Annotated in this window: 15 protein-coding genes; 4 read left to right on the forward strand and 11 right to left on the reverse strand. The window is 71.5% G+C overall.

Annotated features, from left to right (window positions below):
- Positions 1-158: 158 nt before the first annotated feature.
- Together AB5J50_RS11725 and AB5J50_RS11730 are read left to right on the forward strand one after the other, a co-directional pair.
- Complete coding sequence (locus AB5J50_RS11725) at positions 159-1,967, forward strand: glycoside hydrolase family 15 protein (RefSeq protein WP_369265370.1); 1,809 nt, start codon at positions 159-161, stop codon at positions 1,965-1,967.
- Positions 1,968-2,037: 70 nt separating this feature from the next.
- Complete coding sequence (locus AB5J50_RS11730; RefSeq protein WP_369257318.1) at positions 2,038-3,426, forward strand: FAD-binding protein; 1,389 nt, start codon at positions 2,038-2,040, stop codon at positions 3,424-3,426.
- Here the strand turns inward: AB5J50_RS11730 and AB5J50_RS11735 are convergent.
- Complete coding sequence (locus tag AB5J50_RS11735) at positions 3,419-5,044, reverse strand: flavin monoamine oxidase family protein (RefSeq protein ID WP_369257320.1); 1,626 nt, start codon at positions 5,042-5,044, stop codon at positions 3,419-3,421. The genes AB5J50_RS11730 and AB5J50_RS11735 overlap by 8 nt on opposite strands.
- A gap of 11 nt (positions 5,045-5,055) precedes the next feature.
- A complete protein-coding gene (locus tag AB5J50_RS11740) occupies positions 5,056-6,561 on the reverse strand; it encodes an APC family permease (RefSeq protein ID WP_369257322.1) in 1,506 nt (501 codons plus the stop codon).
- A 222-nt stretch (positions 6,562-6,783) separates the two neighbouring features.
- On the opposite strand from AB5J50_RS11740, the gene AB5J50_RS11745 reads away from it, so the two are divergent.
- Positions 6,784-8,418: a PucR family transcriptional regulator gene (locus AB5J50_RS11745; protein WP_330303555.1), complete on the forward strand. Its 1,635-nt coding sequence runs from the start codon at positions 6,784-6,786 to the stop codon at positions 8,416-8,418.
- A gap of 29 nt (positions 8,419-8,447) precedes the next feature.
- Here AB5J50_RS11745 and AB5J50_RS11750 read toward each other — a convergent pair whose 3' ends face one another.
- The 5 genes from AB5J50_RS11750 to AB5J50_RS11770 form a co-directional block, all read right to left on the reverse strand.
- Entirely contained in the window at positions 8,448-9,584 is a 1,137-nt protein-coding gene (locus AB5J50_RS11750; protein WP_369257325.1) for a glycosyltransferase family 4 protein, read from the reverse strand.
- Between the two features lie 430 nt (positions 9,585-10,014).
- Positions 10,015-11,745, reverse strand: a complete 1,731-nt coding sequence (gene recN / locus AB5J50_RS11755) for a DNA repair protein RecN (RefSeq protein ID WP_369257327.1) — start codon at positions 11,743-11,745, stop codon at positions 10,015-10,017.
- Positions 11,746-11,943: 198 nt separating this feature from the next.
- The gene (locus tag AB5J50_RS11760; RefSeq protein WP_327427660.1) at positions 11,944-12,849 is read right to left on the reverse strand and encodes an NAD kinase; all 906 of its coding nucleotides are present in this window, start codon (positions 12,847-12,849) and stop codon (positions 11,944-11,946) included.
- On the reverse strand, positions 12,846-13,661 hold the full coding sequence (locus tag AB5J50_RS11765; RefSeq protein WP_369257329.1) for a TlyA family RNA methyltransferase: 816 nt from the start codon (positions 13,659-13,661) through the stop codon (positions 12,846-12,848). Before AB5J50_RS11765 ends, AB5J50_RS11760 begins: the two co-directional genes overlap by 4 nt.
- 7 nt (positions 13,662-13,668) lie before the next feature.
- On the reverse strand, positions 13,669-13,896 hold the full coding sequence (locus AB5J50_RS11770) for a hypothetical protein (protein WP_369265371.1): 228 nt from the start codon (positions 13,894-13,896) through the stop codon (positions 13,669-13,671).
- A 207-nt stretch (positions 13,897-14,103) separates the two neighbouring features.
- Here AB5J50_RS11770 and AB5J50_RS11775 point away from each other — a divergent pair, with 207 nt between their 5' ends.
- Entirely contained in the window at positions 14,104-14,451 is a 348-nt protein-coding gene (locus AB5J50_RS11775) for an SCP2 sterol-binding domain-containing protein (RefSeq protein ID WP_369257331.1), read from the forward strand.
- On the opposite strand, the gene AB5J50_RS11780 is transcribed toward AB5J50_RS11775, so the two are convergent.
- From AB5J50_RS11780 to AB5J50_RS11795, 4 genes are all read right to left on the reverse strand, one after another.
- On the reverse strand, positions 14,435-15,313 hold the full coding sequence (locus tag AB5J50_RS11780; protein WP_327427663.1) for an ABC transporter ATP-binding protein: 879 nt from the start codon (positions 15,311-15,313) through the stop codon (positions 14,435-14,437). The genes AB5J50_RS11775 and AB5J50_RS11780 overlap by 17 nt on opposite strands.
- Positions 15,310-16,368, reverse strand: a complete 1,059-nt coding sequence (locus AB5J50_RS11785) for a FecCD family ABC transporter permease (RefSeq protein ID WP_369257333.1) — start codon at positions 16,366-16,368, stop codon at positions 15,310-15,312. The genes AB5J50_RS11780 and AB5J50_RS11785 overlap by 4 nt, the downstream gene beginning before the upstream one ends.
- On the reverse strand, positions 16,365-17,408 hold the full coding sequence (locus AB5J50_RS11790) for a FecCD family ABC transporter permease (protein WP_369257335.1): 1,044 nt from the start codon (positions 17,406-17,408) through the stop codon (positions 16,365-16,367). Before AB5J50_RS11790 ends, AB5J50_RS11785 begins: the two co-directional genes overlap by 4 nt.
- Before the next feature lie 116 nt (positions 17,409-17,524).
- Positions 17,525-18,553: an HAD hydrolase-like protein gene (locus tag AB5J50_RS11795; RefSeq protein ID WP_369257337.1), complete on the reverse strand. Its 1,029-nt coding sequence runs from the start codon at positions 18,551-18,553 to the stop codon at positions 17,525-17,527.
- Between the last annotated feature and the right edge of the window lie 35 nt (positions 18,554-18,588).

Genomic DNA, 18,588 nt, shown 5'->3' on the forward strand with positions numbered 1-18,588 from the left:
CACCGCCCACCGCACCGACAATTGACGTTTCGCAGCGACGCATGATCAACGTTCCGCACACTACTGACGTTCCTTAGTACCGACGTTTCGCAATTACCAACGTTCCCTGACCGCAGAGCGACCGCCCCTCGGGGGGCGACGTGGCCGTTCGACTGGAGATGCACGTGGCCGGGCGCATCGAGGACTACGCACTCATCGGAGACATGCAGACAGCGGCGCTGGTCTGCCGGGACGGCACAGTCGACTGGCTGTGCCTGCCCCGCTTCGACTCCCATGCCATCTTCGCGGGACTGCTCGGCACGGAGGAACACGGATTCTGGCGGCTGGGCCCGGCGCACGCGGCCGACGCCGAACCGCCGACGGCGGCACGCCGCAGATACCGCGGCGACTCGCTGATCCTCGAATCCGAGTGGGACACCCCGCGCGGCACGGTCCGCGTGACCGATTTCATGCCCCCCCGCGACGGCGCACCGCAGCTGATCCGGATCGTCGAGGGCGTCACCGGCCGGGTGCCGATGCGCTCCGCGCTGCGGATGCGTTTCAGCTACGGCCGCGTGGTGCCCTGGGTGCACAAGCACGAGGGGCGCACGGTCGCCGTCGCCGGTCCCGACTCGGTGTGGTTCGACACCGCCTGCGAGACCTACGGCAAGGCACTGACCACCTACGCGGACTTCACGGTGGCGCCCGGTGACCGGATCGCGTTCACCATCTCGTGGGAACCCTCGCACAAGCAGCCCCCCGCGCTGCCCGAGCCCGAGCAGTCGCTGGAGGCCACCGAGGACTTCTGGCGCGACTGGGTCGAGCAGTGCACGTACCACGGCCCCTACCGTGAGGCCGTCGTCCGCTCGCTGATCACGCTGAAGGCCCTGACCTACGCGCCCACGGGCGGCATCGTCGCCGCGCCCACCACCTCCCTCCCGGAGGAGATCGGCGGCGTACGCAACTGGGACTACCGCTACACCTGGCTCCGCGACGCCGCCATCACCCTCTCCTCGCTGCTGCGCACCGGCTACCGCGAGGAAGCCCGCGCCTGGCGCGAGTGGCTGCTGCGCGCCGTCGCCGGCGACCCGGAGAACCTGCAGATCATGTACGGCATCGCGGGCGAACGGGAGTTGGGCGAGGCGGAGCTCGACTGGCTTCCCGGATACGAGAATTCGACGCCCGTACGGGTCGGGAACGGCGCCGCGCACCAGCTCCAGCTCGATGTGTACGGCGAGGTCACCGAGGCCCTGCACCTGGCCCACATGACGGGCCTGTCCCGCAACGACTACGCCTCGCTGCTCCAGCTGAAGCTGATCCGCTACCTGGAGAACCACTGGGACCAGCCGGACGAGGGCATCTGGGAAGTCCGAGGTCCGCGCCGGCACTTCGTTCACTCCAAGGTGATGGCCTGGGTCGCCGTCGACCGCACCATCAAGCTCATCGAGTCCGGCGACGCGGACGGCCCGCTGGAGAAGTGGCGCGAACTGCGCGACGACATCCACCGGGACGTGTGCGAGAAGGGCTACGACAAGGAGCGCAACACGTTCACGCAGTCGTACGGCTCCAAGGAGCTGGACGCCTCGCTGCTCCTCATCCCGCAGATGGGCTTCCTGCCCCCGGACGACAAGCGCGTGATCGGCACCATCGAGGCGATCCAGCGCGAGCTGTCCACCCCGGACGGCTTCATCCTGCGCTATCCGACCACCGGTGAGGACGCGGGCGTGGACGGCCTGGAGGGCGACGAGGGCGCCTTCCTCGCCTGCTCGTTCTGGATGGCGGACGACCTGGCGATGATCGGCCGCGTGGACGAGGCCCGCAAGCTCTTCGAGAGGCTGCTGGCGCTCAGGAACGACCTCGGTCTGCTCGCCGAGGAGTGGGACCCGCGACTCCAGCGGCAGGTCGGCAACTTCCCGCAGGCGTTCAGTCACGTTCCGCTGATCGACACGGCGCTGAGGCTGACGGCCTCGGGGGCGTACGGCGGCTGAACAGGACCGATCCGCCGTGCCCGCCTAGCCTGGACATAGTCCTGTCCCCAGTGGGAAGGGGGCGGCTGCCATGGCTCCCCTCGGGAAGGCGGGCGCGGCGCTCGCCGCGCTCCGCGCGGACCTGACCGGTGAGGTGTTCGCCCCGGACGACCCCGGGTACGACGACGCCCGGACGATCTTCAACGCGATGATCGACAAACGTCCCGCCGTGATCGCGCGATGCGAGAGCGAAGCCGAAGTGGCCCGTTCGGTGCGCTTCGCGCGGGAGCTGGACCTGCCGATCGCGGTGCGCGGCGGCGGCCACAGCGTGTCGGGGATGTCACTCAACGACGGCGGACTGGTCATCGACCTGCGCCGGATGCGGACGGTGACGGTCCATCCCGGTTCCGAGACGGTACGGGTGGAGGGCGGCGCCGTCATGAGCGACCTCGACCTGGCCACCCAGCCGTACGGCCTGGCGACGACCGGCGGCCGCGTCTCGACCACCGGCGTCGGCGGCTTCGTACTCGGCGGTGGGAACGGCTGGCTCGACCGGTCGTTCGGCCTGGCCGCCGACAATCTGCTCGGCGTCGAACTGGTGACGGCCGACGGGACGACGGTCCTGGCCACCGACCACGAGAACGCGGAACTCTTCTGGGCCCTGCACGGCGGCGGCGGGAACTTCGGCGTCGCCACCGCGCTGACCCTGAAGCTGCACCCGCTGCCGGAACTCTCCCTCGCCATGCTGATGTCCCAGCCGGACGCCGGCCCGGACCTGATCCGCGTCTACCGCGAGGTCATCGAGAACGGCCCGTCGGAGGCGGGCGGCGCCGTCATGTATACGACGGGCCCGCCCGAGGAGTTCGTCCCCGAGCACATGGTCGGCAAGCTGCTGTGCGCCGTTCTCCTCACGTACGTCGGCGGCGAGGAGGACCTGCGCAAGCTCGCCCAGCCGCTGCTGGCGCTGCCGCACGAGGTCGAGATGCTCACCGCCATCCCCTACCCCGACCTCCAGTGCATGCTCGACGACCCGCCCGGCCTGCGGAACTACTGGTCGGCGGAGTTTCTGACAGGTCTGCCCGACGACCTCGTGGACGTGTTCTGCGCCCTCGGCGAGTCCGTGCCCGTGCCCACGGGAACCCAGCACGTGCTGCTCCCGCAGGGCGGCGCGATCGCCTCCGGCCCGGCCCGCTTCCCGGTCCCCTACCGGGACGCGCCCTGGGGCGTGCACCCCTTCGGGATCTGGGAGGAGCCGGCCGACGACGAGCGCTGCATCCAGTGGGTCAGGGACGTCCGCGCGGGCGTCCGGCCGTGGACCACCGGCGCGGTCTACCTCAACTTCATCGGGAACGAGGGCACGGACCGGGTCGTGGCCGGACTCGGCGCCGGGAACCTCCGGCGGCTGGCCGCGGTGAAAGCGGAATACGACCCCGACAACGTCTTCCGCTTCAACCACAACATCCTGCCGGTGCCTAGCTGACGGCGGCGATCACCTCCTGGGCGGCACGCTCGCCTTCGGTCGCGCCGCCCTCCATGAAGCCCTGGAAGTCGTACGAACAGTGCTCGCCGCCGATGTGGATGTTGCCCTGGGCGACCCCCTCGTAGCCCGCGTACCGGTGGAGATAGCCCACGGGCCAGTACGAGTAGGCGCCCAGGGAGTACGGGTTGAGGTGCCAGGCGGAGAGCTGGGCCTTGCCGGTCCAGGCCGCCGACGTACCGGGGAAGAAGGCGTCGATGCCGGCGAGGTACTTCTTCGCGAGGCCGGTGACATACGGATCGCTCTCGTACGAGAACGGGCCCGCGGGCGCCAGCGACTTGGCGAGGCTGCCGCCGCCGTACTGGAGGAGGATGCCGCCCGTGCCCGGCTGGACCTTGGTGGTGTCCCAGGTCTGCTGGACCTCGGTGTCGGTGAAGCACTCGCCGGCGGACACGCCGGGCCAGGCGCCGGTGCCGCGCCAGGGGCGGCTGGAGAACTGCATGTTGAGCTTGGTGCAGTAGCCCATGCGGGCGTCGCGCAGCAGGTTCGTCATCCGGGTGTCGAAGGCGGCCTGGGTGAGGTCGATCCGCTGGAGGACCGGCAACGGCACGCACAGGATGGTGCGGTCGGCGGTGACGGTGCGGGTGGCACCGGACTCGGTGAACGTGAGCGTCTGCGTGCCGTCGCTGTTGGCCTTCACCGCGTCGAGGGACCAGCCCTGGCGGATCGTGCCGTCGGGCAGGTAGTCGGCGATGGCGTGCGGGAGTTGGTCGTTGCCGCCGGTGATGTGGTAGCGCTCGTTGGACAGGCCCCAGATGTTGAAGTTGCCGGGATTGGTCTGGTAGCCCATCAGCAGGACGAGGGCGAGCGCGGACTGGTCGGTGGTGTCGGCGCCGTACTCGACGTTGTACGCGACGTCGAAGAGACGTCCGAGGGGCGAGTCGTGGCCGCCCGGCACACGGGACTCGATCCAGTCGTACAGCGACATGTTGTCGAGGGCGGTGCCCGCCGCCGTGGTCTGGTTCCAGAAGACCTCGCCGGAGTCCGACAGGTCCTGGTGGAGGGCCTGGTAGACGGCCTTGAAGTCCTCGTCGGCCTGGTCGCGCGAGTAGTACCCGCCGTCGAACCAGAGGACTTCCTCGGCTCCGTTGGGACCGCCGCCGAGGAAGTCCTCGGTGGGCAGCCCGAAGCGGCGGCACAGTTCCAGCATCTTCTTGTGGCTGGTGTCGATCAGTTCGCCGCCGATCTCGGATGTCTGGCCGTACGCCCAGTGGTCGCGCTGCGAGTACATGCGGCCGCCCACGCGGTCCGGGTTGGCCTCGTAGAGCGTGCAGGCGAGGCCCGCGTCGTTCAGGGTGAGGGCGGCGGTGAGCCCGGCGATTCCGGCGCCCACGACGGCGATACGGGGAGCGGACGCGGCCGCGGTGGTCTGGGCGGCGGCTCCGGGTGCCGCCGCGAGACCCGTCGCGGTGGCGAGGCCGACGGCTCCGGCTCCCTTCAGGACGGCGCGGCGGCTCAGCCGCTGCCCCCGCAACTCGGCGACGGGGATGCCCAGCCGGCGTGCGGCGGCGTGGTCGGCGGCCAGGCTGCGCAGGACGTGCATTGTGTTCGTACGGGACACAGTGCTGCTCCTCAGACGGTGGCGGAGGCTTGCTGGACGTCGTCCGTGCGCTCGGCCGCGTCCTCGAGGACGATCCGGCCGATGACGGCGTAGCGCTCGGGCTGTCTGACCTTGAGGTAGAACCCGAGGCCGAGCCCGCCGAAGAAGACCAGGCCGACGATCCACGGGATGGCCTTGAAGAAGAGCGAGTCCGCCGCCGTACCCGCGGCGGTGTCCAGGTTCAGCACCAGCAGCACGACCACGGCGATCATGCCGATCCCGCCGACCAGGGGCGCGGTGAAGGTCCTGAACCAGTGCCGGTCCTCGGGGTGGTTCTTGCGGAAGTAGCCGATGACCGCGAACGAGCACAGCGTCTGCACGATGAGGATCGCCATCGTGCCGAGGATCGCGAGCAGCGTGTAGAGGTGGATGTAGGGGTCCTGCCCGGTCAGCCAGAAGGCGGCCACGAGCGCGACGGCGATGACGGACTGGACGAATGAGGCGATGTACGGGGAGCCGTGCCGCGCGTGCGTACGGCCCAGGGCCGGGTGCAGGAAGCCCTCGCGCCCGATTGCGTACAGGTAGCGTGCAGCGCACTGGTGGAAGGCCATGCCGCAGGCGAACGAGCCGGTGATCAGCAGCCACTGGAAGGCGTCGACCGCCCAGGCGCCGATGAAGGCGTGCGCCGGGTCGAAGAACAGGTCCAGGGGGCTCGTGCCGGAGGAGATCTTGACCGAGCCCTTCAGGCCGTTGCCGGCGATCGTCATCCAGGAGACGTAGATGTAGAACAGTCCGACGCCGACGACCGAGATCAGCGTGGCGCGCGGGATGACCCGCTTCGGGTCGCGGGACTCCTCGCCGTACATCGCCGTCGACTCGAACCCGACCCACGACCAGAAGGCGAAGAACAGACCGAGCCCGGCCGAGGTCCCGGTGAAGGCGTTCTTCGGGTTGATGGGCTCTACGGGGATGCCGTCCGGGCCGCCGCCGTGGACGAGCACCGCGGTGGCCACCGCGAACAGCACGGCGATCTCGGCGATCAGCATCACGCCGAGCGCCTTCGCGGTGAGGTTGATGTCGAAGTACGACAGGACGGCCGTGACGGCGAGCATGGCGGCCGCGTAGAGGATCCACGGCAGGTCGACACCCAGCTGGTCGTCGACCGTGGTCTTCGCGAAGTACGAGAAGACGCCGACGATGGACGCTTCGAAGACGATGTACGCCATCACGGCGAGCATTCCGGAGGCCATCCCGGCGATCCGGCCCAGCCCGTGCGAGATGTAGCCGTAGAAGGCTCCCGCGGCCGTGATCCGCTTGGCCATGGCGACGTATCCGACGGAGAAGACCGTCAGCACGACCGTGGCGAAGAGATAGCCCGCGGGCGCGCCCGTGCCGTTGCCGAACCCGACGGCGATGGGGAGGTTGCCCGTCATCGCGGTGATCGGCGCGGCGGTGGCGACCGCCATGAACACGACGCCCACCAGACCTACGGAATTCGCTTTGAGGCGATGTACCTCTCGCGTGGGTGTTTCTTCCATTCCCGCCCCTCCCGGCATGTCAGCTCAACGAAATCCGAAGATCATTCGTCGATTTCTTGCGGATGCGACAGTCTGGCGACATAGTGACGCACGCCACAACAGACACGAGGTCGCGTATTTCCGGCACGGGAGCGACGCATTGTCGCGCACATGACCTCCGCGACGGCGCCCGTAACGGGTCGGAGATGTGCCCGGAACGTCTCCGCAGGTAGCGTCCGCTGCATGGACAGCCGTTACGACACGCAAGGCGCCGGAATCACCGTGCAGCGGGCACTGGAGCTGCCCGGGCTGCGCAGCGGGCTGCCGGAGATCCTCGCGGGGGCCGACCGGCTGCAGCGCACCGTGCGCTGGGTACACGCGGGCGAGGTCCCGAACATCGCCTCGCTCCTCAAGGGCGGCGAACTGCTCCTGACCACGGGCTACGGCCTCGGCACCCGCCCGGCCGACCAGCGCGCCTTCGTCCGCACCCTCGCCGAACGCGGCATCGCGGCGCTCGTCGTGGAGCTCGGACCGCGCTTCACCCGGCTGCCCGCGGCCCTCGTGGAGACGGCGCGCACCGCCGGGCTCCCGCTGGTCCAGCTGCACCGTGAGGTGCCGTTCGTGACGGTCACGGAGGAGATCCACACCGAGATCGTCAACGGCCACTACGCGCTGCTCCAGCAGGCCGAGGAGGTGCACCGGCGATGTACCGAGGCGCTCCTCGGCGGCGGCGGTGTCCCCCAAGTCCTCTCCATCCTCGCCGACTTCAGCGGCAATCCGGTCTTCCTGGAGACGGCCGACGGCCAGCTCCTGTACGCCGCCGGAGCCGGTACCGGGTCTTCGGGCGCCGATCCGCTCCAGGTGTGGGAGGGGCTGCGCGGCCAGCACAAGGAGGAGCCGCCCGCCGGAACGACCCTCGTGGACGTGCCGGGCGGCGGCCCCGGCACCGGCTCGGTACGGGCCCGGCTGGTCCTCCTGCCCGTCAGCTCCCCCGTCGCCCCGGTGCACCGGATCGCGGCGGAGCGTGCCGCGGGCATCCTGGCCGTCGTCCTGATGCAGGCCCGCCAGGAGGAGGAGCTCGCGGCACGCGGTCGCGGCGACTTCCTCACCGACCTCGCGGAGGGCCGCATCGCTGCCGAGGACGCGCCCGCGCAGGCCCGCGTGCTCGGCTTCAAGCCCGGCGCCAGCCCGCTCCTGCCCGTCGTGATGCGACTCGCCGACGGCCTGTCCCCCGGCGGCGGCTGGGCCGTCCTGGCCCGCGCGGTCGCCGAGGAGCTGGCCTCCGTGGGCGTCCCGGTCCTGCTGGGCGTACGTCCGGTCGAGGGCCGCGTCCCGCTCCTGTTGGGCCTGCGCTCGGAGTCCGAACGCGCGGCCGTGGCGGACCGGGTCGCGGCGGCGCTGCGGGCGGGCGTGGAGCGCGCGGGCATGCAGCGGCCCGGGGCACAGCCACCGGTGGTGGTAGTCGGCGTCGCGGGCGGCTGGGCGGCGGCTTCGGCGGGCCTGCGGCACGCGGCGGAGACGGCGACGGCGGCACAGGGCCTGTCGGACCGCCCCTGGTACGACGCCCGCCGCCTGGACATCGACCTGCTCCTGTGGCGGCTGCGCGACCACCCGGACCTGGCGGCCTTCGTGGACCGCGCGATCGGCCCCCTCCGCGACCACGACAACCGCTCCAAGCCGCCGCTCCTGCCCACTCTGGAGACGTACTTGGCCCACGCGGGCCGCAAGGCGGAGACGGCCCGCGAACTGCACCTCAACCGGCAGACCCTCTACAACAGGCTGGCCCGGATCGGCGAGTTGCTGGGCACGGACCTGGACGACCCGCAGACGGTACTCGCGTTGAGCCTGGCGCTGCGGGCCCGGAGGCATGTGCCGTAGCCGGCCCAGCCGCCAGTACCGCGTCACCGTCAGCCCAAAGGCCGGTGCTGCGTCAACTCGTCGTAGACGCTCAGCACTTGGGCGACCGTCTCGTCCTCGGTCGGCCAGGTGGCGGCCTGTCGGGCGCCCTTCTCCTGGAGAACCGCTCGGCGAGCGGGATCGCCGAGCAGGCGTACGACGGCTTCGGCGAGCGCCTCCGCGTCGCCGTACGGGACGAGTTCGGCCGCGTCGCCGACCAGTTCGGGGACGCCCCCGACCGCGGTCGCGACGAGCGGCACGCGCGCGTGGAGGGCCTCCTGCGCGAGGACGGAGCGGGATTCCCAACTGCTGGGCAGCAGCGCGATCTCGGCGGCCGCGAGGAGCTCCGTGATGTCGTCGCGCCGCCCGATCAGCCGGACGGGCAGTCCTTCGTCCTCGATACGGCGCTGCAGAACCGTCCGGAGCGGCCCCTCCCCCGCGATCACGAGCAGCGGCGCGGGATCGAGGTGACGCCAGGCTCGCGCGGCGTCCAGCAGGGTGGCGTAACCGCGATGCCGGTCGAGGGAGCCGACCGCCATGAGCAACGGGCGGTCGGTGGCGCCGAGTTCGGCCCGCGCCTTGTGCCGCAGCCGGTCGGGGTCACCGTGCTCGACAGACGTGCGCGGCGCCGGGAAGGCGACGGCGGCGAGCCGCGCGTCCCGCGCTCCCCTGCTGCGCGCCCGGTCCACGAGGTCGGAGGAGGTACCGAGGACGACAGCGGCGGCTTTCGCCACCCGCCGCTCAAGGAGCCGCAGCAGATGGGCCCGCGCCCCCTCCGCGTGCGAGCGCGTGTGCCAGGTGACGACGAGCGGCACGCGCCGCCCACTGAGCGCGAGCGCGGCCCTGAGCGCCGCGTGCAGCCCGTGCGCGTGCACGAGGTCGGCGTCCGCGCAGGCCGTCCGCAGCGCGGCCACGGAGGCGGGGTCGCTGCTGCGCGGCACGGGAACGTGCTGTGCGCCCACGCCAGTGAACCCGTACGCGTGATCGGCCTCGGCGGGGGCGCACACGGTGACCCGCACGCCCCGGGCGACGAGCCCCGAGGCCAGCGACCGCACATGCGCGCTGCTGCCCGCGCTCCCGCCGCCGAGCACCTGCACGGTGCGCAGCGGCGACTGGCCGTGCGGTGAGTGGCTGCTCACGTGGCTCACGTGGCCGGGGCTCCTGGTTCGGCGTCGGACGGTCACGAAGAAACGTACAGAAGGATCGTGCAGAGGGGGGTTGTACCGCACGTCGTGCTCCGCGTACTACGCCAAGGATGCCAGGCCGCACGGGCGTTCCGGGACCACCACCGGACGACGGTCGCGACGGCATGGGCAACTCGCCGGGGACGCAGTCACTCACATGAGTGAGAAGTGCCGGGGTTTTGGGCGGGCTTGGGGGCGGAACGGGGAGCAGGGTGTAGTTCTTGCGCTCCCCATGGGCGGCAACACCGGGCGCGTTGGAGCGCAGGGTGGTGAGGGCGGCGCGGGGTGAGGCCCAGGGCGGTACCGAATCCAACACCCGAGGGGCCCGCGGAGCGGGCCGGATACGGGGGCCGCGGAGCGGGCTCAAAACGGGCGGCGGGCGGGGAAGCCCCCGCTACCCGTCGGAGCGCGCCGTCGCCAGCAACTCCTCCGCATGGGCCCGAGCCGTCTCCGAGTCCTCCTGCCCCGCAAGCATCCGGGACAGCTCCCGAATCCGCTCCTCGCCCTCCAGGACCTTCACCCCGGACCGAGTCACCGACCCGTCATTCGTCTTCTCGACCAGCAGCTGCCGATCGGCGAAGGCGGCCACCTGCGGCAGATGCGTCACCACGACCACCTGCGCGGTCTTGGCGAGCCGGGCCAACCGTCGCCCGATCTCCACCGCGGCCTTGCCGCCCACACCGGCGTCGACCTCGTCGAACAGATACGTCGGCACAGGGTCCGTACCCGCGAAGACGACCTCGACCGCGAGCATCACCCGCGACAGCTCACCGCCCGACGCCCCCTTGGCGATGGGCCGCGGCGGCGCCCCGGGGTGCGGGGCGAGCAACAGCTCGACCTCGTCGACGCCCGCGGGACCGTACGCGACCGTGCGCCCGCCGAGTTCCACGCCCTCCGGGTCGTCGGTCTGCCGGATCTCGAAGGACACGCGCGCGTGCGGCATGGCGAGCGAGGCCAGCTCGGCGGTCACCGCGGCGGCGAACCGCTCGGCGGCCTCCGTACGGGCGTCCGTCAGCGCCTGGGCGAGCCCGCCCAGTTCGGTCCGCAGGGCGTCCCGTTCGCCGGTCAGCTCGTCGATCCGCTCGTCGTCGCCTTCGAGTTCGAGGAGGCGCGCGGCCCCCTGCTCGGACCACGCGAGCACGGCGTCGATGTCCTGGCCGTACTTCCGGGTCAGCTGGGTGAGCGCGGCCCGCCGCTCCTCGACCGCCGCGAGCCGCAGCGGGTCGGCGTCGAGGTCATCGGCGTACCCGGCGAGCTCGCCCGCCACATCGCGCAGCAGGATCCCGACCTCCCCGATCCGCCCGGACAGCGCGGCGAGGGCGGAGTCGTGGGACCGTACGGCCTCCAGAGCCCGGTGCGCGCCCGCGACGAGCGTGGCGGCGTCGACGCCCTCCGGGTCCTCGGGATTGCCCGCGAGCGCGGCGTGGGCGGCCGTGGCGGCCGATGCGAGCGCCTCCGCGTGGCCGAGCCGCTCGGCCTCGGCGGCCAGCTCGACGTCCTCGCCGGCGCGCGGCTCGACCGCCGCGACCTCGTCGAGCCCGAACCGCAGCATGTCGGCTTCCTGGGCCCGTTCCCGCGCGCGCGTGGTGATCTCGTCCACCTCGGCCGAGATCGCCCGCAGCCGTCGGTACGCGCCCGCGTACTTGGCGAGCGGCACGGCGACGGCGTCGCCCGCGTACCGGTCGAGCGCCTGCCGCTGCCGGGACAGCTTGAGCAGCCCCTGCTGGTCGGTCTGCCCGTGCACGGCGACGAGCTCGTCCGCGAGCTCGGCGAGCACCCCCACCGGCACGGAGCGCCCGCCCAGGTGTGCCCGCGAGCGCCCCTCGGCCGAAACGGTACGGCTGATCAGCAGCGCCCCGTCGTCGAGTTCGGCCCCGGCCTCCTCGGCCCGTACGACGGCCGTCCCGCCCGGAGGTACGGCGATGCGCCCCTCCACGACGGCGTTCTTGGCGCCGATCCGCACAAGGGCGGGATCAGCGCGCCCGCCCAGCAGCAGCCCGAGGCTGGTGACCACCATCGTCTTGCCCGCACCGGTCTCACCCGTCACGGCGGTGAAGCCGGGCGACAGCTCGACGACAGCGTCGTCGATGACTCCGAGCGACCGTATCCGCATCTCCTCCAACACGGACACGACCTTACGAGGTCAGGACCCGGCTGTGCGACGCCCCCCGCCCCGCTGCCACGAAGCCCCAGGTGACAAGCGCCCACAAAGGGCACGATGTCACCCCCGGGAGTGGACGCGCCCCAAAGGGCGCGGGGAACTGCGCGACCAGCCACAGGCGGCCCGCAGCCGCGCATACGCCCCCACCCCTCCCCCGGAGCGTCAGTGCGGCGCCCCCCGCCACCCAGAAACCGGCAACGCGAACTTGGCCACCAGCCGATCAGTGAACGAAGCATGGTGCAGCCGAGCCAATCGCACCGGCACAGCCCCCCGCCGAACCTCCACCCGAGCCCCCGGCGGCAACTCCACCGTCCGCCGCCCGTCACACCACAACACCCCCGGCGGGATGTGCGGCAACACCTCCACCGCGAGCACCGAGTCCGGCGAGGTCACCAACGGCTTCGCGAACAGCGCATGCGCACTGATCGGCACCATCAGCAGCGCCTCGACCTCCGGCCACACCACAGGCCCGCCCGCGGAGAAGGCATACGCGGTCGACCCGGTAGGCGTCGCGCACACGATCCCGTCGCAGCCGAACCCCGTCACCGGCCGCCCGTCGATCTCCAGCACCACCTCAAGGAGCTTCTCGGCGCCGGCCTTCTGCACGGCCGCCTCGTTCAGCGCCCAGTCGGTGTGCACGATGTCGCCGTTGCTGTGCACGACGACATCGACAGTCATCCGCTCCTCGACCTCGTACGCCTTGGTGACGACCCGGTCGACCACCTTGTCGAGGTCGTCGCGCTCGGCCTCCGCGAGGAAGCCGACGCGCCCGAGGTTGACGCCGAGCATCGGCACCCCGGAGGCGCGGGCGAACTCGGCGCCGCGCAGCAGCGTGCCGTCACCGCCGAGCACGATCAGCAGTTCGGCGCCGTCAAGGCACTGCGGAGTCGCCTCCTTGACCAGCTCCACCTCGTCCGGCAGCGGCAGATCGGCCGCCTCCGCCTCCAGGACCCGTACGCCGATCCCGGAGCGCAACAGCCCCTGGACGACCAACTCGGCGCTGCGGATGGCTGCCGGCCGCCCGGTGTGGGCCAGCAGGAAAACAGTACGAGCTCGGGTCTGTGTCAACGCGGCCCCTCCGCCACTGCACGGTCAACGTCGGCCGGGTCGAGTTCGGGTGCCCCGGCCCGCAGCCACAGAAAGTACTCGACATTGCCCGAGGGTCCGGGCAACGGGCTTGCGGTCACACCCTTCACTCCGAGCCCCAGCTGACGGGCTCGCTCGGCCACTCCGCGCACGGCCTCCGCGCGCAGTTCGGGGCTGCGTACGACACCGCCGCTCCCCAGCCGTTCCTTCCCCACCTCGAACTGCGGTTTCACCATCATCACCAGGTCGGCATCCGGCGCCGCGCACCCCACGAGGGCGGGCAGCACCAGTCCGAGCGGGATGAAGGACAGATCCCCGACGACAAGATCCACGGGCTCCCCATCGATCGCCTCCAACGTCAACTCGCGTACGTTCGTACGGTCCTTGACGGTGACGCGTTCATCGCTCTGAAGAGACCAGGCGAGTTGTCCGTAACCGACGTCGACGGCGACGACATGGGCGACGCCCGCGCGCAGCAGTACGTCGGTGAAGCCACCGGTGGACGCTCCGGCGTCCAGCGCCCGCCGGCCCTCGATCTTCAGCCCCTGCGGTACGAAGGCCGCCAGGGCGCCCGCGAGCTTGTGTCCGCCGCGCGAGACGTACTCGGGGTCGCTGTCGTCCTGGGTGACCACGATCGCGGCCGCGGTCTCCACCTGTGTGGCGGGCTTGGTCGCGAGGGTCTTGCCGACGCTGACCCGCCCCGCGGCGATCAGCTGGCTGGCGTGCTCGCGCGAGCGCGCCAGTTTCCGGCGGACCAGCTCGGCGTCGAGACGGCGGCGTGCCACTCCTGCCACGTTCGGTTCAGCTCCTGCGGTCGTACGGTGCGGGGGGCGCCGGAGGTCCCGGGCGTGCGTCGAGCGCGGTGAGCGCGTCGCGCAGCCCCCCGTGTACATCCTCGTACACCTCAAGGTGTCCGTCCGTGGCGAGGTGGTCGGCGTCGGCCAGCCGGTCGAGCTGGGCGTCGACCTCGGCGTTGCCGGTGGGGACGCGGGGCACCCCCACCGGAGCCGGGGCGGCGGGATCGTACACGGGTTCGACCGCGGGCTCGGCATCCCGCTCACCGTCCGGCTCGGGGCCGACCGCGAGCCCGGCGCCCGGCTCGACGCCAGGCCCGACGCCCGGCCCGACGGCGGTCCCGGGCTCCGGTGCCCTCGCATCCTGCCGGACCTCGGTCTCCGGCCATGAGTCGCTCATGCCCCGACGCTACCGCGAAGCCCTGCGGTACCGTCGATCACGATGGCGACGATTGAGGAGTGCCGCACCGCACTCGACAAGCTCTCGGACAACATGGCGGGCGCGGAAGGCGACGTACGCAGCGCGGCGGCGCTCGACCGCTCGCTGAGCTGCCGTATCACCGACCTCGACATCACCTTCGTGGGCCGTCTCAAGGACGGCCGGATCGAGGTGCTCGACACGCTCCAGGGCCCACCCCACGACAAGGCGCAGATCCGGCTCACCATGAACGGCGACGACCTGGTCTCGATGGTGAACGGCAACCTGAACTTCGCGAAGGCCTGGGGCTCGGGCAGAGTGAAGCTGGAGGCGGGCCTGCGCGACCTGTTCCGGCTCAGGACCCTTCTGTAGCCGCCGCCACGACCGCCTGCCCGGCCTTGGCCGTACGTGCCTTGCGCGCCGCCGGCACCACCAGCGGCGTACCCGTCTCCGGATCGTCGATGACCTGGCAGCGCAGCCCGAAGACCCGCTCGACCAGCTCGGCCGTGACGATGTCGCTCGGCGCGCCCTCGGCGATGACCTGGCCGTCGCGCAGGGCGATGAGGTGGGTGGCGTACCGGGCCGCGTGGTTGAGGTCGTGCAGCACGGCGACCAGCGTGCGGCCCTGCTCCTCGTGGAGTTCCGCGCACAGGTCGAGCACGTCGATCTGGTGCTGGATGTCGAGGTAGGTGGTCGGCTCGTCGAGGAGCAGCAGCGGGGTCTGCTGCGCGAGCGCCATCGCGATCCACACGCGCTGCCGCTGGCCACCCGACAATTCGTCGACATAGCGATCGGCCAGCTCGGCGACCCCGGTCGAGGCCATCGACTCCTGCACGACCCGCTCGTCCTCCACCGACCACTGGCGCAGCAGCCCCTGATGCGGATAGCGGCCCCTGCCGACCAGGTCGCCGACGGTGATCCCGTCCGGCGCGATCGACGACTGCGGCAGCAGCCCCAAGGTCCTGGCCACCTTCTTCGCGGGCATCGACTGGATGACCTGCCCGTCGAGGAGCACCCGGCCCTCGGAGGGCTTGAGCATCCGTGAAAGGGCGCGCAGCAGCGTGGACTTGCCGCAGGCGTTCGGGCCGACGATCACGGTGAAGGAGTTGTCGGGGATCTCCACCGACAGCTTCTCCGCGATGACTCGCTGGTCGTAGCCGAGGGTGACGTTGTCGGCGGACAGGCGGTTCACAGTGCTCCTTTGATTGTTCGGCCCGCTGTCGTCGGCGCTCATATCCGGCCCGCCTTGCGCTCGGTGACGAGCAGCCACAGCAGATAGACGCCGCCGAGGACACCGGTCACGACGCCGACAGGCAGCTGATCGGCGCCGAAGGTCCGCTGCGAGGCCCAGTCCGCGACGATCAGCAGGGTCGCGCCCATGCACATCGACGGCGCCAGGTTCGGTCCGGGCGACCGGGTCAGCCGCCGGGCGAGCTGCGGCGCGGTGAGCGCCACGAAACCGACCGGGCCCGCGGCCGCGGTGGCGCCCGCGGTCAGCAGTACGGCGGACAGCATCAGCAGCAGCCGTACGCGCTCGACGCGCACCCCGAGGGCGTACGAGACGTCGTCGCCCATCTCCATCATGCGCAGCCCTCGCGCGTTGCCCAGGACGAGCGGCACGAGGACGGCGCACATGATGAGCAGCGGCCAGACCTGGGCCCAGTCACGGCCGTTGAGCGAGCCGGTCATCCAGACGATCGCGCGGGCCGCGTCGACGATGTCGGCCTTGGTGAGCAGATAGCCGTTGACCGCCGTGACGATCGCGGAGACACCGATGCCGACCAGGACCAGTCGATAACCGTGCACTCCTCGCTTCCACGCGAGCAGATAGATGGCGAGCCCGGTCACGAGTCCGCCGACGAGCGCCCCGAGAGCGACCTGGGCCGCGGTCCCGGAGAACAGCACGATCATGATGAGCGCGCCGGCCGTCGAGCCCTGCCCGAGGCCGAGCACGTCCGGACTGCCCAGCGGATTGCGGGAGATGGACTGGAAGAGCGCCCCGCCGAGCCCGAGCGAGGACCCGACGAGCAGGCCGACGAGGACGCGCGGCAGCCGCAGTTCGTTGACGATGAACTCCTGGCCGGCGTTTCCGTTGCCGACCAGCGTCTTGAGGACGTCGACGGCCGGGATCGGGAAGTCGCCGGTACCGATCAGCACCACGCTCGCGGTGAGCGCGGCCACCAGCAGCACCACGACGACGGTGAACGCCCGGACGTCGAACCGGACGGAGAGACCGCCGCGCGTACGGACCGCCCTGGTGGCGGGAGTCGGCTTACGTGTGGTCGTCACAGCTGCGCCGTCCTCCGTCGCCGTACGAGAAAGATGAAGACCGGGCCGCCGAGAACCGCGGTGACGATACCCACTTGAAGCTCCGCGGGCCGGGCGACCATCCGCCCGAGCACATCGGCGCCGAGCAGCAGCACCGGCGACAGGACGGTGGCGTACGGCAGGATCCAGCGCAGGTCGGGCCCCGTGAAGGACCGGACGACGTGCGGGACCATCAATCCGACGAACACGATCGGTCCGCAGGCGGCGGTCGCCGCGCCGCACAGCACGGTGGCGGCGGCCATGGACAGCGCGCGGGTGCGGTTCAGATGGGCGCCGAGCGCGCGGGCGGTGTCGTCGCCCATGGCCACCGCGTTCAGCGGCCGGGCAAGGGCCAGCGCGACGATCGTGCCGACCGCCAGGAACGGCAGTACCTGCTTGATGGTCGTGTCGGTGGCCGAGGCCAGCGAACCGACCGTCCAGAAGCGCATCTTGCCGAGCGCCGCATCGTCCATGATCATCACGGCCTGGAGGTAGCCGTAGAGGGCGGCGGAGATCGCGGTGCCCGCGAGCGCGAGCCGCACCGGGGTCGCGCCCCGGCTGCCGCCCAGGAACCAGACCAGCGCCCCGACCGCGGCCGCTCCGAAGAAGGCGAACCAGACGTAGCCGCTCAGACTCGTGACACCGAAGTACGTGATGGCGGTGACTACGGCGGCGGACGCGCCCGCGTTGATGCCGAGCAGCCCGGGATCCGCCAACGGATTGCGGGTGAGCGCCTGGAGGACCGCGCCGGACAACCCGAGCGCGGCGCCGACCAGCAGCCCCAGGACGGTACGGGAGATCCGGTCGGCGACCACGACGTCGGCGTACGTCCCAGAGTCGTGGAACAGGCCGTGCCAGACCTGGTCCAGTGGCAGCGCTTTCGCACCGATCGCGACGCTCGCCAGCGCGACGAGCACCAGGACGCCCACGGACGCGAGGAGCCCAAAGACACGTATCGCCCGGCGGGTTGGGGGCGCGGGGGCGGTCTCCGCGCGCTGTTCGGGAGGACTGTCGACCAACACGAGGTTAGGTTAGCCTACCCTCGCACGACGGCTCGATCCCCTGTCACCGCTGATGGGCAACGCGAGCTGCCCGTGCGTTCATCACCCCGGCCACGCCGAGGCCGCCCTCTCTTCCCTCAAAGCCCCAGCCGCGCCAGTGCCTTCCCCCCGTCCAGCTCGCACGCCCCGTCTCCGGCCGCCGTCCACGCCGCCGCGCACAGCGCCCGCAGCCCGTCGAGGGCCTCGCCGTCGCCCTCCAGCTCCAGCCGCTCCCGCCCAGCCGTCGCCGTCCAGCCGCCGCAGCGGAACCCGTCGCCCGCCTCGACGACATCCGGCTGACCGGTGAGCAGACCGCGCAGATCCGCGTCGACATACGTCGGCCGGTGCTGCGGCGGGGCGGCGAGGAGCTGCGCGCCGTCCGTCACCCCGGTGAGCACGAGCAGAGAGTCCACCTCGCCGTTGAACGCGCCCTCGATGTCCGTGTCCAGCCGGTCACCGACCACCAGCGGCCGCCTCGCCCCGGTCCGCAGGATCGTCTCGCGGTGCATCGGGGGCAGCGGCTTGCCCGCCACCTGCGGCTCGGCGCCCGTGGCGATCCGTACGACCTCCACCGCCGCACCGTTCCCCGGGGCGATTCCGCGCGCACTGGGGATCGTCAGATCGGTGTTGGACGCGAACCACGGCACCCCGCGCGCGATGGCGTAGCTCGCTTCCGCGAAGCGCCCCCAGGGAAGATCCGCACCGCCGAACCCCTGGACGACCGCCGCCGGATCGTCGTCCGCCGACTCGACCGGCTCGAGGCCGCGCTCGCGCAGCGCGACACGCAGCCCCTCTCCGCCGATGACCAGCACGCGCGCGCCGGCGGGCACCTGCTCGCTGATGAGCCGGGCCGCGGCCTGCGCCGAGGTGATGACGTCCAAGGCCCCGGTCGGTATCCCCAGCTCCGTCAGATGGGCGGCCACCGCGTCCGGCGTGCGCAGCGCGTTGTTCGTGACGTACGCGAGGTGCATCCCGCCCGAGCGGGCCGTGCCGAGGGACTCCACGGCGTACGCGATCGCGTTACCGCCCGCGTACACCACCCCGTCCAGGTCGAGCAGCGCCGTGTCGTACGCCTCGCTCAGGGCCTGGCCACTGCCCTCGGGCCGCGTCCTGACGGTCTGGCTCATTACACATCGCTCCTCGTTCGATCTCTTTCCCCCGA

It is taken from the genome of Streptomyces sp. R35 (assembly GCF_041053035.1).
GTDB classification, from domain to species: domain Bacteria; phylum Actinomycetota; class Actinomycetes; order Streptomycetales; family Streptomycetaceae; genus Streptomyces; species Streptomyces lutosisoli.